Here is a 15,270-nt window from a genome sequence, read left to right as displayed (position 1 = left end):
ACGGATGCGAGAGTTGCGTGTCTTCGGTACAGTATCCGTGGCTTCCCCCACAGAAGGACACCTCACATGCGCGTTTCACGGTTCGGTGCCCGCATGATCGCCGCCGCAGGCGCGGCGGCCGTCGTCTTCGGCGGGGCGCTGCCCGCCGTCGCCCAGCCCGGCGTGACCGTCCCCGACGACGGCGGCCGGCCCCTCGGCGGCGCCGGCGACGACACCCCGGTCACCAACCCCGAGACCGCCGACGGCCCCCTCGGCGACCGGATCACCGCCGCGCAGATCGATCTCGCGCAGCTCGCCGAGGAGACCACCGCCGCGCAGGACGAGTGGCTCGCCCGCGAGACCCGCCTCACCGACACCCAGACCGCGTGGGCGGCGACCACCACCGAACTCGAAGCCGCGCAGAGCGCTCTCGACCAGGCCGCCGGCGAGGCGTACGCCGACACCGCCGGGGTCCCCGACACCGAGCTCCCCGACCTCTCCGGGCTCACCCCCCTCGGCGGCGAATGGGACCTCCCCGGGCTCTCCGCCGACCGCGACGACGCCGCGACCGCCGAGTCCGTCGCCCGCGCCGCCTACGACGCCGCCGTCCTCTCCGCCGACCGCGCCGAGGACCGCTACCTCGCCCTCGACACCGAGTTCGACACCGCGCAGGCCGCCCTGAACGCGCTCGTCGCCGACAACCTCGAAGCCCTGGAGCAGCTCGAACGCGAGCGCGAGGCCGCCGCGGCCGAGTACTCCGGCGACTTCTCCTCCGAGGTCGACGGCTGGGACGCCGCCCCCGAGGCGAAGAAGGCCGTCGAGTACGCGCTCGCCCAGCTCGGCGACCCGTACGTGTGGGGCGCCGAGGGCCCGGACTCCTTCGACTGCTCCGGCCTGGTCCAGTCCGCGTACGACTACGCGGGCGTGAGCCTCCCGCGCGTCGCCGCCGACCAGTACAACGCCACCCGCGACAAGCCCGTCGACGTCGAGAAGCTCCTCCCCGGCGACCTCCTGTACTGGTGGGACGACCCGGGCAACTGGCGGTCGGTCTACCACACCGGCATGTACCTGGGCGACGGCAAGATGATCCAGGCCCCCCGCACGGGCGACGTCGTCAAGATCAGCTCGATCTGGTTCGAGAACTTCGCCGGCGCGCACCGCGTGGTCGACGCGGTCCAGACCGACCCCGACGCCGAGAACCCGACCCAGACCCCCGAGGAGCCGGAGGAGCCGACCTCCCCGGACGACGAGACGACCACGAAGGACCCCGACCCGACGCCCACCGAGACCGAGTCGCCCAGCCCCGACCCGGAGCCCACCGAGAGCGAATCGCCCTCGGAGCCGCCCTCGCCGACCCCCACGGACGACGCGCAGACCCCGACCGAGGACGAGGGCGAAGCGCCCTCCGGCGCCGCGTCGGACACCGTCGCGGCCGTCCTCACGCGCCAGACCGAGGCGTGAGCGGCGTCGCCGAGTAGTGGGAACGCGTGCACGCGCCGCGACGGGTTGATGGCACGATGGATATCGAGTTGCCCGATTGACGACGCTCCAGCCCCGAGGAGGACTCCGTGGACGGAAACAGCTGTAGCTCCTGCGGTCAGCGACTGACGTCCGGGCAGCGCCGCTGCCCCCAGTGCGGCGCGCCTCTGCCGCCCCCCGCCGGGGGCTTCCAGGCCGAGTCCCAGTACGCGCCCCAGGCGTCCTACGGGACGCCGTCGTACGCGCCTCCCGGTGCGCCCCAGGCGTACGGCGCGGCCTCCGTGCCGCAGTACGCCCCGCCTGGCGACCCGCAGGCGTACGCGCCCCCCGGGGACCCCCAGGGCTACGCCCCGCCCGGCGAGCCCCAGTACGCGCCCCCGGGCGCCTACCACCCGACCGCGCCGCCCGAGCCGCGCCCGAACCAGGGCTACGCGGCCGTCCCGCCCCCGAACCAGCCCCCGCCCGGCTACGGCGGCCCCCAGCAGTGGGGCCCGCCCGCGCAGGGCTCGGCCGCCGTCCCGCAGGGCCAGGCCGCCGTGCCCCCGTACGGCGCCCCCGCCCCGCCGCCGCCCGCCTACGGCGCGGCGCAGGTCCCCTCCTACCCCTCGGCGCCCCAACCGAACCCGCAGGGCCAGTACCCGCCCTACCAGCCGCCGCAGCCGCCCGGGCAGCCGTACCAGTCGGCGCCGCAGTACCCCGCGCCCCCGTACCCGGCCGCGAACTCCCTCCCGCCGGTCGCCGCCGCGCCCCCCACGGTCCCGCCGGTCTCCCCGCCGCCCTCCTTCGCGCCCCCGCCCGCGAACCCGCCGTACGCCGAGCCCGCCTCGGCGTCCTCGCCGGTCACCGGCCCGCCCTACGCCGCGCCGCCCGCGAGCTTCAGCCTGCCGTCGAGCGAACCCGCCTTCGGCGCGCCGCCCGCGGCCCCGGCCGCACCGGAACTGCCCCCGCCCGTCCCGGACGGCACCCAGATCCTGCGCCGCCAGCCGCTCGCCGGCCAGACCGAGGCGCCCTTCGCCGACCCCGGCCCGACCGCGCCCGCCGTGCCCGACGCCGCGCCGCCCGGGTTCAGCGTGCCCTCCTCCGAGACCAGCCCCGGCGCCGCGTACGCGCCGCCCGCCGCCGGAGCCTTCAGCGTCCCGGCCGCCGAACCCCCGCCGCCCGCCGCCTCCTACGCCGCGCCCTCCGCGCCCGCCTTCGGGACCCCGCCGGAGACGCCCGCCGCCTCCGTCGGCGCGCCGCCCGCCGCGCCCTCGTTCGGCGCCCCGCCGGCCGAGCCCGCCGTGACGTTCTCCAGCCCCCCCGACCCCGAACCGGCCTCCTACGGGGCCACCGACTTCGGCGCGCCGCCCGCCGCGCCCGAACCGCCCGCCGCCCTCGCGGCCCCGGCCTTCGCCCCGGCCGAGGACGACGACGAGGACGGCGCCTGGGAGACCCTGCCCGACCCCGAGGACCCCGACGACGACGTCGAGCTCAGCGCCGACGACGAGGACGCGCTGGCGGGCCTCGGCGACGAGGTCCCCGGCGAGTCCCTGCCCCCGGCTCCGGCTGACGCCCCCGGCCTCGCCGAGGACGGCGAAGCGCCCGAGAGCGTCGTGGAGCCCAAGCTCGAAGAGGCCCTCGCGGTGGCCGCGGTGGTCGAGGCCCCGAGCCCCGGCGCTGCCCTGGTCGAGTCCGCCGAGGCCGCGGCCGACGTCGCCGACGCGGTCGGCATCGCCGTGCCCGACGTCCTTCCCGGCGGTGCTCCCGGCGGCGTCCCCGCAGCCGTTCCCGTCGACGTCCCCGAGCCCGTGATCGACCTGGGCGCCAGCGCGTTCAGCGAGGCCGTGATCGACGAGGCCACCGCCGCCGCCTCGGCCGCCCTCGAAGACGGCGCCACCGTCAACGAGCGCACCCCGGCGCCCGACCCCGCTCCCGAGCCCTACCCGGAACCGACCCCGCCGGCCCCGCAACCCACCCCGCCCGTCCCGGACCCGCTCCCGCCGGTGCCGACCCCCACGCCCGTGCCGGTCCCCGAACCGGAGCCGGTCCCGCACCCCGAGCCGACCCCGCCGCGGCGCCCCGAGCCCGATCCGCTCCCTGACCCTGAACCGCTGCCGCGCCCGGAGCCCACGCCGCCGCCGTCGTATCTGTACGCCGACGACAGCCCGTTCTCCGACGCCGCCCCCTACGAGGACCCGACCCCCGCCCCGCCGGAGCCGCCCGCGGTCCCGACCCCGCCGCGCGAGGTCGCCGAGGCCCCCGAAGAGGGCCCGGCCACCGAGGCCGAGTCCTCCCGCAAGAAGATCGTGAACGCCCCCGACATCAGCCTCTTCGAGGAGCCGACCACCAAGACCGGCGCGCACAAACTGCCGCCCGCCTCGTGGCCGCCCGTCGAGGAGGAAGAGGGCTACCGTCCCGGCCGCGCCCGCGTGCGCAACCTCCTCGACCGCTCCGAGCTGCCCGAGCACATCCCGCTCCCGCGGCCCACCGTCTACGGCGCCAAGCCCGAGGACGGGGAGGACCGGGGCTGACCGCTCTGTACCGCTTCCCGCTGCAATAGCCCGAAAACGCGCCCGGCGCCCCCGCGCCCGGTCCATCCTGGTGCTGGAGGGCCGCCGGGGCGGCCCCGCGGCGGCGACTGCCCAGTCCGGGCGCCGCAGAACCGGGGGAGAGTGAGCAGCATGGCCGAGCGCCGTGTGAAAGTGACCACAGAGGTCGGCATCCAGGCGCGGCCCGCGACGGTCTTCGTGGAGACCGCCGCGGCGTCGGGCGGCGAGGTGTCCATCGCGAAGACCGGCGGCGAGCGGCAGGACGCCAAGTCGATCCTCCAGGTCCTCGTACTGGACGTGCGCCCCGGCGACGAGATCGTCCTCACCGCCGACGACGAGGACGTCCTCGACCGGCTCGTGGACCTCGTCACCGCCGAGACCGCCGATGCGGAGGGCGGGAAGGACCTCGCCGACATCGACGAGCGCTGATCCGGCCGTGACGCCGGCGACGCCGCCCCCCTCTCGGGACGGTCCTAGGACTCCGAGGGGGGATACCGTCGGGGCTGTGAACAACGCGCGACGCCCGAGGGTCGGCCACATCGCCTTCCTCAACTGCATGCCCATCTACTGGGGACTCGCCCGCACGGGCGCGCTGCTCGAATTCGACCTGCGCCGCGACGCGCCCGACGAACTCAGCCGCCTCCTCGTCGAAGGCTCCCTCGACATCGGCCCGATCACCCTCGTCGAGTACCTGCGCCACAGCGACGAGCTGCTGCTCATCCCCGACCCCGCGGTCGCCGCCGACGGCCCCGTCCTCAGCGTCAACCTCGTCTCGAAGGTCCCCCTCGCCGAGCTCCCCGCCGCGCCGCGCGTCTCCCTCGCCTCGTTCTCGCGCACCGGGGTCCTCCTCGGGAAGATGCTCCTCGAAGAGCGCTACGGCCGCACCCCCGAGTACCGGGTCACCGCGCCCGACCTCGACTCCGCGCTCGAGGGCGCCGACGCGGCCGTCCTCATCGGCGACGAGGCCCTTCGCGTCCATCACGACCCGCAGGGACACCACGTGCTCGACCTCGCCGCCGAGTGGAAGGACTGGACCGGCCTGCCCATGGTCTTCGCCGTGTGGGCCGTCCGCCGCGACTACGCCCAGGCGCACCCCGGGCTCGTCAAGGACGTCCACCTCGCGTTCCGCGACTCGGTGCGCCTCAGCCGCGAGGAGATCGACGCCGTCGTGGCCTCCGCGGCCCGCTGGGAGCCCTTCGCGCCCGCCGCGCTCGCCGAGTACTTCGACCGGCTCCAGTTCGGCCTCAGTGAGCGGCACCTCGCCGGCCTGCGGGAATTCGCCTCCCGCGCCGCCCGTTACACGGAAGTGAAGGACCTTTCGCCCGAAGGGCCCGAATTCTTCACCAGCGGGCTGTAGCCGAGGACCCGCCTCCGCCCCGACGCCGCCGACCAGGAAGGACCGCCCCGTGGCCATCGAGCTGAAGAAGCCTCGCAAAGCCCGCCCCGCGTGGCACAAGCTCACCGTCAGCGCCGTCCGGCCCCTCACCGCCGACGCCGTCGAGGTCGCCCTCGCCGTCCCCGAGCACCTGCGGCCCGCCTTCGACTTCAAGCCCGGCCAGCACCTCACCTTCCAGCGCGTCGAACCCGACGGCGCCGAAGTCCGCCGCTCCTACTCCCTCGCCTCCACCCCGCGCGAACTCGCCGAGCACGGCACCCTGCGCCTGGGCATCCGCTCGATCCCCGAGGGCAACTTCTCCGGATACGCGAACCGGCGGCTCCTGCCCGGCGACGTCCTCGAAGTCCTCCCGCCCCTCGGCAATTTCTGCACCGACATCCGGCCCGACCGCCACTACGGCTCCGTCGTCGCCGGCTCCGGCATCACCCCGATCATCGCGATCGCCACCGCGGCCCTCGAATCCGGCGCCACCGTGACCCTCCTCTACTCCAACCGGACCGAGGACAGCACCATGTTCGGCCCCGAACTGCGCGAACTCGAACGCGCCCACGGCGACCGGCTGCGCCTGCACCACGTGCGCACCCGCACCGACGGACCCACGCCGCTGCTCACCGGGCGCCTGACGCCCGAACGGCTCCGCGAGGTCCTCGGCACCGTCGTCGACCCCCGCGAGGTCGACGAGTGGTTCCTGTGCGGCCCGTACGAGATGGTCCTCGGCGTCAAGGAGGTCCTGGAGGCCGCCGGGACCGGCGAGATCCACACCGAGCTGTACACGGTCTAGCGGAGCGCCGGGTCCCGCGCGACGCGAGCGCGGCACGACGGCCCCGTGAGGTTCACCGGGGAGTAACCCACGAGTCAATCCGTTCGGGCGCACTGTCCCGGAGGGCCCCGCGGCGGATACGCTTCGTGCATGGCCGAGATTGACGAGGTCCTCGCCCGCGCCGCCGACGGCGGCGCCATCAGCGCCGAGGAAGCCCTGCTGCTCTACACCGAAGCGCCCTTCCACCCCCTCGCGGAGGCGGCCGACGCGGCCCGGCGCCGCGTCATCGGCGACAACATCGTCACCTACATCATCGACCGCAACATCAACTACACGAACGTGTGCGTCACCGCGTGCAAGTTCTGCGCCTTCTACCGCGCCCCCAAGCACGAGGAGGGCTGGGCCCACCCGATGGAGGAGGTCCTGCGCCGCTGCGGCGAGGCCGTCGGGCTCGGCGCCACGCAGGTCATGCTCCAGGGCGGGCACCACCCCGACTTCGGCGTCGAGTACTACGAGGAGCTGTTCTCCTCGGTCAAGGCCGAGTACCCCGAGCTGATGATCCACTCGATCGGGCCCTCGGAGATCGCGCACATGTCGAAGGTCTCCGGCGTGGAGATCGGCGAGTCGATCCGGCGCATCAAGGCCGCCGGGCTCGACTCGATCGCCGGCGCCGGCGCCGAGATGCTCCCGGCCCGCCCGCGCACCGCGCTCGCGCCGCTCAAGGAGTCGGGCGAGCGCTGGCTGGAGATCATGGAGGCCGCGCACCTCCAGGGCCTGGAGTCGACCGCGACGATGATGATGGGCACCGGAGAGACCGCGGCCGAGCGGATCGAGCACCTGCGGATGATCCGCGACGTGCAGGACCGCACGGGCGGGTTCCGCTCGTTCATCCCGTGGACCTACCAGCCGGAGAACAACCACCTCAAGGGCCGCACGCAGGCGACGACGCTGGAGTACCTGCGGCTGCTGGCGACCGCGCGGCTGTTCTTCCACAACGTGACGCACCTCCAGTCGTCGTGGCTGACGACCGGCAAGGCGTCAGGGCAGCTCAGCCTCCACCTCGGCGTGGACGACCTCGGGTCGATCATGCTGGAGGAGAACGTGATCTCCTCGGCCGGCGCGCGCCACCAGTCGCGCCTGTCGGAGCTCATCGGCCTGATCCGCTCCGCGGACCGGGTGCCGGCGCAGCGGAACACGCTGTACGAGCGCATGTCGGTCCACTGGACCCCCGAGGACGACCCGACCGACGACCGCATCCGCTCGCACTTCTCGACGATCGTCGCCGAGCTCCAGGTGAAGGCCGTCTGAGGCAGGGCCGCGCGGCAGGGCGCGGCGGGTCCGTTGTCAACAGTGCCCGGTGGGTACGACATCGGCGGCGGTGCAGACCTTCTGGTCTGCGCCGCCGCCGTTTTCCGCGAGTCCCTGGGGCGGGGCTCTAGATCAGGTTGCCGATCTCGGCTCGGATCAGCTGGGCGTTGACGCCGGAGTTCGGGCAGCCGCCGAAGTGGTGCAGGGCGAGCACTTCATGGGTGTCGCGGGAGATCACCGGGGAGCCGGAGGACCCGAACTCGGTGTCGCAGTAGTACGAGACGTCGCTGCCGGGCACGTAGCCGTCGTAGACGGCGTTCTTGACCACGCAGTTGCCGCCGTCCACGGCCGACTCCATCGCGATCTCCGTGGGCCGCCCGGCCGGGTGCTGCGGGATGTAGATCGCCTCGCCCGCCTTCGCCGCGCGGTCGGACAGCTCCAGGTACCCGAACTGGTCGATCCGCGAGAAGTCCTCCACCGTGAACAGCGTGTAGTCCAAGGGCTTCGAGGTCTTCAGGACCTGCTGGCCCGCGACCTTCACCGGGATGTTCGCCGTGTCGGCCCCGCACGCGACGCAGTCGTAGCCGAACCACACCTCGGTCTGCTTCGCCTCCCACGTCTCGGTGAAGCAGTGGTGGTTCGTCAGCAGCCGGTTCGACTCGCCCACCCGGAACGCCGTGCACAGCACGGTCCCGTCGATGAGCAGCCGTGCCACCGGGTCCGCGTGCTCCACGACCTCCGGGTACGAGGTCCGGTAGCAGGCCGAGGGCCGCTTCTCGTCGCCCGAGCAGACCGACTCCTCGGGACGCGCCTGGTCGGCCTTGTCGGCCACCAGCGCGTCGACCACGTCGGCCGCGAAGCCGTACGCGGCCCGGTCGATGAGGACCCCCAGCGCGTCGGAGGCCGCGCCGGACTCGGCCCGGTGCAGCTCCACGACCGCGGTGTCGCCGCTGATCGAGGTCGCCCACTGGTCGACCATCGACTCCTCGTACCGGTACGACTCGGTCCCTTCGGGGTTCGCGACGGTCACGTAGTCACCGGCGTCGAGCAGCATCCGCTCGAAGTGGACCTTGACGTACCCGGCGTCGGGCTCCGACACGGTGACCGCGTCCTCCCCGTCCGCGTACGTCAGCGACTCGGTGAGCTCCTTGACCTCCCCGACGTCGACGAGGCCCAGCAGGTCGTCGTCCACCGGCAGGAGCTCGGCGGCGCCCGCGAGGGCCTCGGTCACCGGGTCGTCGGCGAACGCCGTGGGGACCACCACCGCCGCACCGCCCAGGGCCAGTGCCCCGGCGGTCGCCGCCAGGACGGCCTTGCGGCGCTTCCGGTCCCTGGTCCCGTGCTCCGCCCGCGGTCTCCGCTCGCTCGCCGCCACTGCCGGCCCCTTCCGTGAGAGATGTCTCCACGGTTGAAACGAGTGAGCGGCCCGGAAGTTGCGCACCGTCACGCGGACCGGCGAGCGTCACACTCCACATGCACTCTTCTCACTCTGCGGCAGAGCCGGGCGGGCCGGAGCGAGGGTCACACACTCCACGTGCGCTCTCCTGCTCCGCGGCGGAGCCTGGAAGGCCGGAGCGAGGGTCGCACACTCCACCTGCGCTCCGCTTGCGCCGTGACGGCGACCGCGGGCCGGTGACAGCCTGGGAGCGGGCCGGTCGGCGGGGATCCCCCTCGCCGCACACCGCAGAGCCTCCGCCGAACATCTCGCCCCGGCGCTCCGCTACGCGAAGTCCGGCCGCCTGCGTCCGCCCGCGGTCGGGGCCGCGCGCTGGCAGTACTCGCGGACCTCGTTGAGGCCCTTGCGGGTCACCAGGACCAGCAGCGTGTCCCCGTGCGTGATCCGGAAGGCCGCGTCGGGGTTCCAGCGCACGCCGCCGCTGGAGCGCTTGACCGCGAGGAGCCGGTGCGAGCCGGGCACGCTCGCCTTGTGGGCGGGGACGTCGTCGAGCCACGCGTCCTCCTCCACCGTCACCTCGGCGATGTACGCGATCTGCCCGCGCACGGGGATGGTCTCCAGGATCTCGTCGTCGGTGAGCTCGCGCGCGAACGAGCCCGCCGCGACCTGCGGCGCGCTGTACGAGGAGTGCTGGGACGCCTCGTGGAGCGACCGGTTCTTGTTCAGGTTGCGGCGGATCAGGGACGCGAACTCGGGGTTGTAGATCCGCATGACCGTCCGCAGGTCCGGCTTGCACTCGAGCCCGGACAGGGCCGTCTCCAGGTTCGCGGAGTCCTGCTTCGCCATGGCCACCAGCGACCGCGAGTACTTGACCTCGGCCTCCTGGAGCGTCTCGGGGCGGCTCGCGTCGCCCAGGAGCACCTGGGCGCCCGCGGCGCGGGCCGCGCGCACGCCGATCGCGTCGCGGTCCTTCTCGATCGCCACGACCGGGATGCGCCGGTCCCGCAGCGTCTCCACGACGCGGGTCCCCATGTTGCCAAGGCCGACGACGATGACGTGGTCGCGCACCGCCCGGACCATCCGCCCCTCGGCGAGCGCGTACCGGCGCTCGACGACGGCCTGCACGATCGCACCGGTGACGACCGGGATGAGCAGCGCGCCCGAGACCACCACGACCACGTGGGTGAGCCGCAGCTCCCAGTGGTCGGTGGTGTCGGGGTCGGCGCCCCCGGCGGCCATCATCGCGAGCATGTACAGCGCGTCCCAGAAGTCCCCGTCCACTTTGCGGCTGCCGTTGAGGCTGTCGACGGTGAGAAGCGTCGTCATGCCGCCGAGCATGACCGCCATGAGCACCGCCGCGGCCATCCACAGGCCCTTGCTGAACGTGCGCCGCAGCGTGTGGAGCCACTGCCGCGACCACTGCGCCACCGCCTCCCACATCGGGCGCACCCAGCGGCGGGCGGCCACGGGTTCGAGGCACAGGAGCCGGACCGCCTCGTCGGCGTCGTCGGGGATCATGTCGACCCCGAACTCGTTGCCGGTGGCGACGACCCACTGCGCCTGGGCGCGCGGGTCGGCCGCGCGGGCGAGGTACAGGCGCCGGTCCCAGATGTCGATGTCGCCCGGCGGGATCTGCTCCAGTGCCGCGGCCGCGTAGGTGCGGGCGACCATGTCGGCGTCGGACTTGACGAAGACGCCGTCGTCGCCCAGCAGCTTCTGCATGTGGTCGCGCAGGCCGCGGTTGTACATGCGGATGACCAGGCGCGGCAGGGTCTCGTCGCCCAGGTAGTGCGACATCTCGCGGATCTTGAGGGCGAGGTGGAGGTTCCCGACGTCGTTCTGGTCCATGAGGGCCACGGCGTACGCGTCGGTGAGCCCGGCCTCGCGGATGGCGGCGGCGACGCTGTCGGCGTCGGTCTGCTGGACCTCCAGGACCGAGAGGCGGTCGTGCGCGCGGGCGGCGCGGCGCAGCTCGGAGCGCTGGCCCCCGGGACCGGCGGGGATGACGGCGATGACGCGGAACGCGAAGTTGTCGATGAGGTTCCTGATGAACCTGAGGGTGAGTCCGTTGTCGCCCACGACGATCACGCGCCGGTCGGGGCGCGCGTCCTCGAACCTGGCCTGCCGGGGGTGCATGACCCTCAGTGTAGGGAGGTTTCGCAAACGGTTGCGGCCCCGGCGGACCGCGCCCGCGTCAGGAGGGTCGGGAGAGGCGGGCGAGGAGCTTGTCGACGTCCGCCTCGTAGTCGTACCAGTCGACGTCGTGGACGAAGCCGAGCTCGCCGTTGATCCAGCGGACGTCGTCGGCGGTGTCGAGGGTCCAGGTCTGGACGTCGACGAGCTGCGGTTCGGCGCGGCGCAGCTCGGTGAGGAGCCGGGCCTTCATGGTCATGGCGAGGCCGTAGGAGCGGTGCGCGGGCGCGACGACGGTGTCGTACTGGTCGGCGCGGGTGGGCCGCTGCGCGGAGACGACGAGCTCGGTGAGGCCGACGACGTTCCCGTACGGCTCGGAGACGGCCACGGCGATGTGCGAGCGCATGCCGCGGCTGGCGAGGGTCTGGAAGGAGTCGCGCAGGGCCGGGGCGTAGGCCGAGCCGCGCCACTCGGGCACGAACGCGACGTTCCCGGGCGCGGAGCGCAGGTTCGCCTTGACGTCGGCGTAGGAGTCCATGAGCCGGTCGGGGACGCCCCCGGCGTGGTATTCGAGCCGGTACCCGGCGGCGAGGCGCCCGGCGGCGCGCTCGATCTTCTCCCAGTCGATGTCCGACCACCGCAGCAGGTGCCGCTGCTCCACGGTGGAGCGCGCGAACCCGTGCCGGTCGTAGAAGCCGACGGCGGGCGTGGTGGCGATGACCTCGACCGAGAGGGTCCGGCAGCCGCCGGCCTTGGCGCACTCGGCGACGGCGCGCAGCAGCCGCGTGCCGACGCCCTTGCCGCGCGCCGAGGGCCGGGTCGACATCTCGACGACCCCGGTGCCGGACTGCTCGCCGCCGAACACAATGAGGCTCGCGTGGCCGACCAGGTCGCCGTCGGCGTCGCGGTCGAGGAACAGGTACCGGTCGTCCTCGGGGAGGGTCGCAGTGAGGTACTCGCGCAGCGCGTCGGTGCGCCAGCGCGGCTCGGCGGGCATGTCGGCGGCGGTCATGTCGTTGAGCACCGAGCACCAGTCGCGGAGGTCGTCGTCCGTCATCTCGCCGGGAGCGAGCTGCTTCAGGGGCATCTCTTATCCTTACCCGAAATCGTCACCGAACGGAACCCCCGGCTCACGGATTGCAGCGATCGGGGCCCCTGTCAGGCGGTGCTGGCCCTGCCGTACTGGTCGGCGCGGTCGAACACCTTCTGCACGTAGTCGTCCCTGGGGTTGTAGGAGTGGACGGCGGCCTGCCAGCCGGCCGGGGTGGTCAGGTCGCGGCCGCCGTGGCACAGGTAGTTCGCGGCGGCGGTGACGGCGTCGTCGATGTCGTCGGGGTTGAACAGGCCGTCCTTGTCGCCGTCGGCCTTCCACGCCTCCCATGTGCTGGGGAGGAACTGCATGGGGCCCATCTCGTCGTAGCCGGAGCCGCGGATGGGCGTGACGGTGGTGCCGTCGGCCTGGATCCGGTTCCCGTTGGTGGTGCCGTGGGTGGTCTCGGTGGCGCCGATGCCGGCGAGGGTGGTCCAGGAGAGGTGGCAGCCGGGGTTCTCGACGGCGGAGACGAGCTCGGCGCGCCCGTAGGCGACGAGGGCCCGCTCGGGGATGCCGAGGGGCGCGAGGCCCTGGGCCCACGAGTCGAGGTCGGTGGCGCCGGCGGGCGTGGTGGCGTCGTCGCCGGGGGAGGCGGTGCCGACCTCCTCGATCGGGTCGGTCTCGGCGGGGCGGCCGGCGTCGGGGGCGTCCTCGGGGGCGAGGACGAGGGGGGCCTCCTCGGGTTCGGGGGAGGGCTCGGTGCCGAACGACCAGGCGGGCCCGGCGCCGGGGACGACGAACCATCCCGCGGCGAGCGCTCCGGCGACCGCGAGGACCGTCAGCGTCGCCTGGACGCCGAGCCGGCCCGCCGGGGCCCGCAGTCCGCGGGCGGCGGCGCGGACGCCCCTGCCGGTGGCGCGGGCGGCGGCGCGCGCGCCCCTGCCGGCGGCCTTGAGGGCGCGCCAGGGGAGGAGTGCGATGCGGCGGAGGTGCTGCACGGGAGCGGGTCGTCCTTTCTCGATCGCGGCGGTCCGATCGGGGGGCGGGAGGCGCGCGGACGGGGCCCGCCGCGCCGGAGCGCCCAGTATGCACCCGGGTGCCGGCGGGTGCGCGGCCCCGTGGGGGACCGGGATGAATGCGAGTATTCCCTAGTTTCGTTCCCGCGGGCAACGCCTGAGGGGGAACAATTCTCTCCGCTGCCCGCCACCAGCGGGCGCTCGGATCGTTCCCTATAACGGATCGGTGGTTGCCACGAGCAAACCCGCGTCGAGAACGCCTCACGTCCGCGCAAGGGCAGGAGAGCCACGGCCATGCGGAGTGCCAGTTCCCATCACGGCAGGTAACCGACTGAGATGGGGGTGACACTGTGAGGCCGCTGGGCAATTGTGCCCGCGCACCAGCGCGCCACAGCCCGGCATACGGGGGCTGAACGAAAGTTGACCGACACGTGGATACGACAACGGCATCGCACGCCGCACTGACCTCCCCTTCCCTGCTCGCGCTCGAAGGGCCGGACCCGCTGGAGCCGCCGGGGGGACCGGGATTCGGGACGCTCGGGAATGAGACATCGGAATACCGGAATCCGTCCGATGTGGCCGGAGGAGCGGCGGTCCCCGGCGGCGGCGACGGCCCCGCCGGAGCGCGCCGGGCCCTGCTGCCCGCCGGCGACGTGACGTTCTTGTTCACCGACATCGAGGGCTCCACGCGCCTGGCCTCCGGGCTCGGCGCCGAGCGCTACCGGGTGGTCCTCCACCGCCACCGCGCCCTGGTCCGCGAGGTCCTGGCCGCGCACGGCGGGGTGGAGGTCGACACCGAGGGCGACTCGTTCTTCGTGGCGTTCCACGACGCGGCGGACGCCTGCGCCGCCGCCGTCGGGATACAGGAGGCCCTGCGGGGCGCGAGCTGGCCCGAGGAGGACGGCGCCCCGCTGCGCCCGCCCGTCCGCATGGGACTGCACACCGGGGAGGCGTGGCCCTCCGCCGGCGGGTACGCGACGCCTGAGGTGCACCGGACCGCCCGCATCTGCTCGGCCGCCCACGGCGACCAGGTCCTGGCCTCGGCCGAGTGCGCCGCCGCCGCGGGGCTGGCGCCGGACCGGCGCCGCCGCCTGGGCGACTTCGAACTGCGGGGCCTGCCCGGCGCCACCGAACTGGTCCAGCTCACCGCCCCCGGCCTTCCGGACGACTTCCCGCCGCCGCGGGTGCGCCCGCGCCGCCACAACCTCCCGACCGCCCTGAAGCCGCCGGTGGAGCGGCCCGAGGACGCGCGCGAACTGGACCGGGCCTTCGCCGTCAGCCGCATGGTCACCCTCAGCGGCCTCCCCGGCTGCGGGAAGACCACGTTCGCGAAGGCGTGGGCGCGCAAGCGCCTGTCCTGCTACGAGCACGGCGTCTGGTACTCCGAGGCCGGGCCCGACCTCGGCCGGGCCCTCCTCGACGCCCTGGACCTGCGCTCGGAGCCGCTGCGCGCGCCGATCCGCACCGTCATCGACCACTTCCGGGACCGCCGCGCGCTCCTGGTCGTCGACGGCACCGACCAGCTCGGCGCCGAGCGCCGCAACGAGCTCCTGGTGCTCCTGGAGTCCTGCCCCGAACTGCACCTCCTCGCCGTCGGCCGCCGGCCCCTTGACCTGCCCGGCGCCGCCAAGCGGGCCCTGGACCTGCCCGCGGGGGGCGTCGGCGCGAAGCTGCTCGCCGGGTTCTGCGAGGACCGCGGGGCGCCGTGGACCGCGGCCGACTGCCGCGGCCTGGCCGCGGCGGTCGAGAACTTCCCGCCCGCGCTGCTGGCCCTCGCCGACCTCGTCGCGCTCGCCTCCCCGCAGGCGGCGCTGCGGCGCCTGCGCGACGACCCGGTCGCCGTCCTCGACGCGGGCGGGCGCTTCCGGGAGGCCATCGACGAGGCCGTGGCCGCGATCTCGGGCCCGGCCCGCGCGGTGCTGCTCGAACTCGCCGCCCGCGAACGCGGCGCGAGCGTCGACGAGGTCCTCGACCTGTGCCGCCAGCGGGACGGGAGCCTCGAAGCGCTCGTGGAGCTCGTGGACGCCGCGCTCGTCGTCATCGAGCGGCCCGCCATGGACCAGGCCGTCTACCGGGTGCCCGCGCCGCTGCGCTGGCTCCTGGCCGGCCCGGACCCCGAGCCGGCCCCCGCCCCGCTCGCGCCGGGCTTCGCCGAGCGCCTGGTCCACCCGGTCGCGTTCGACGCCCCGCGCCTGCGCGCGGTCGCCTTACGCCCCGCCCCCGCCGCCTCCCGCGCCGCGCG

The 15,270-nt window shown here is 74.2% G+C and carries 10 protein-coding genes and 1 pseudogene; 7 read left to right on the top strand and 4 right to left on the bottom strand.

Going from position 1 to position 15,270, the window contains the following annotated elements:
• Window positions 1-93: 93 nt before the first annotated feature.
• The 6 genes from BLS99_RS10840 to mqnC all read left to right on the top strand — a co-directional run bounded on the left by BLS99_RS10840 (window position 94) and on the right by mqnC (window position 7,450).
• Window positions 94-1,440 (top strand): C40 family peptidase, encoded by a 1,347-nt coding sequence (locus BLS99_RS10840; RefSeq protein WP_091048580.1) that lies wholly within the window; start codon window positions 94-96, stop codon window positions 1,438-1,440.
• A gap of 107 nt (window positions 1,441-1,547) precedes the next feature.
• On the top strand, window positions 1,548-3,968 hold the full coding sequence (locus BLS99_RS10835) for a zinc ribbon domain-containing protein (protein ID WP_143034755.1): 2,421 nt from the start codon (window positions 1,548-1,550) through the stop codon (window positions 3,966-3,968).
• Window positions 3,969-4,118: 150 nt separating this feature from the next.
• On the top strand, window positions 4,119-4,415 hold the full coding sequence (locus tag BLS99_RS10830; RefSeq protein ID WP_091048575.1) for an HPr family phosphocarrier protein: 297 nt from the start codon (window positions 4,119-4,121) through the stop codon (window positions 4,413-4,415).
• Between the two features lie 76 nt (window positions 4,416-4,491).
• Window positions 4,492-5,343, top strand: coding sequence for a menaquinone biosynthetic enzyme MqnA/MqnD family protein (locus tag BLS99_RS10825; protein WP_218126416.1), 852 nt, complete (start codon window positions 4,492-4,494; stop codon window positions 5,341-5,343).
• Between the two features lie 49 nt (window positions 5,344-5,392).
• The gene (locus tag BLS99_RS10820; RefSeq protein WP_091048569.1) at window positions 5,393-6,163 is read left to right on the top strand and encodes an FAD-binding oxidoreductase; all 771 of its coding nucleotides are present in this window, start codon (window positions 5,393-5,395) and stop codon (window positions 6,161-6,163) included.
• A gap of 129 nt (window positions 6,164-6,292) precedes the next feature.
• Window positions 6,293-7,450: a cyclic dehypoxanthinyl futalosine synthase gene (gene mqnC, locus BLS99_RS10815; protein ID WP_091048565.1), complete on the top strand. Its 1,158-nt coding sequence runs from the start codon at window positions 6,293-6,295 to the stop codon at window positions 7,448-7,450.
• 127 nt (window positions 7,451-7,577) lie between these two features.
• Here the strand turns inward: mqnC and BLS99_RS10810 are convergent, their stop codons facing one another.
• The 4 genes from BLS99_RS10810 to BLS99_RS10795 form a co-directional block, all read right to left on the bottom strand.
• Window positions 7,578-8,825, bottom strand: coding sequence for a trypsin-like serine peptidase (locus tag BLS99_RS10810; RefSeq protein WP_091048561.1), 1,248 nt, complete (start codon window positions 8,823-8,825; stop codon window positions 7,578-7,580).
• Window positions 8,826-9,170: 345 nt separating this feature from the next.
• Window positions 9,171-10,982 (bottom strand): potassium channel family protein, encoded by a 1,812-nt coding sequence (locus tag BLS99_RS10805; RefSeq protein WP_091048558.1) that lies wholly within the window; start codon window positions 10,980-10,982, stop codon window positions 9,171-9,173.
• Window positions 10,983-11,040: 58 nt separating this feature from the next.
• The gene (locus tag BLS99_RS10800; RefSeq protein ID WP_091048554.1) at window positions 11,041-12,066 is read right to left on the bottom strand and encodes a GNAT family N-acetyltransferase; all 1,026 of its coding nucleotides are present in this window, start codon (window positions 12,064-12,066) and stop codon (window positions 11,041-11,043) included.
• A 71-nt stretch (window positions 12,067-12,137) separates the two neighbouring features.
• Window positions 12,138-13,010 carry a lytic transglycosylase domain-containing protein gene (locus BLS99_RS10795; protein ID WP_143034754.1) on the bottom strand — a complete coding sequence of 291 codons (873 nt, stop codon included), beginning with the start codon at window positions 13,008-13,010 and terminating at the stop codon, window positions 12,138-12,140.
• A gap of 449 nt (window positions 13,011-13,459) precedes the next feature.
• Here BLS99_RS10795 and BLS99_RS27625 point away from each other — a divergent pair.
• Window positions 13,460-14,053: pseudogene (locus tag BLS99_RS27625) on the top strand (adenylate/guanylate cyclase domain-containing protein); the annotation flags it as partial.
• Window positions 14,054-15,270: the final 1,217 nt, after the last annotated feature.

Source organism: Glycomyces sambucus (assembly GCF_900102815.1).
GTDB lineage: Bacteria > Actinomycetota > Actinomycetes > Mycobacteriales > Micromonosporaceae > Glycomyces > Glycomyces sambucus.
Note: the sequence above shows the minus strand (reverse complement) of the source record. Positions and strands in the feature narration are given on the sequence as shown.

What these genes read in the sequence shown, in the direction of transcription:
- BLS99_RS10830 (WP_091048575.1), top strand. Translation starts at nt 4,119, where the DNA reads ATGGCCGAGCGCCGTGTGAAAGTGACCACAGAGGTCGGCATCCAGGCG.
- mqnC (WP_091048565.1), top strand. Translation starts at nt 6,293, where the DNA reads ATGGCCGAGATTGACGAGGTCCTCGCCCGCGCCGCCGACGGCGGCGCC.
- BLS99_RS10800 (WP_091048554.1), bottom strand. Translation starts at nt 12,066, where the DNA reads ATGCCCCTGAAGCAGCTCGCTCCCGGCGAGATGACGGACGACGACCTC.
- BLS99_RS10805 (WP_091048558.1), bottom strand. Translation starts at nt 10,982, where the DNA reads ATGCACCCCCGGCAGGCCAGGTTCGAGGACGCGCGCCCCGACCGGCGC.
- BLS99_RS10840 (WP_091048580.1), top strand. Translation starts at nt 94, where the DNA reads ATGATCGCCGCCGCAGGCGCGGCGGCCGTCGTCTTCGGCGGGGCGCTG.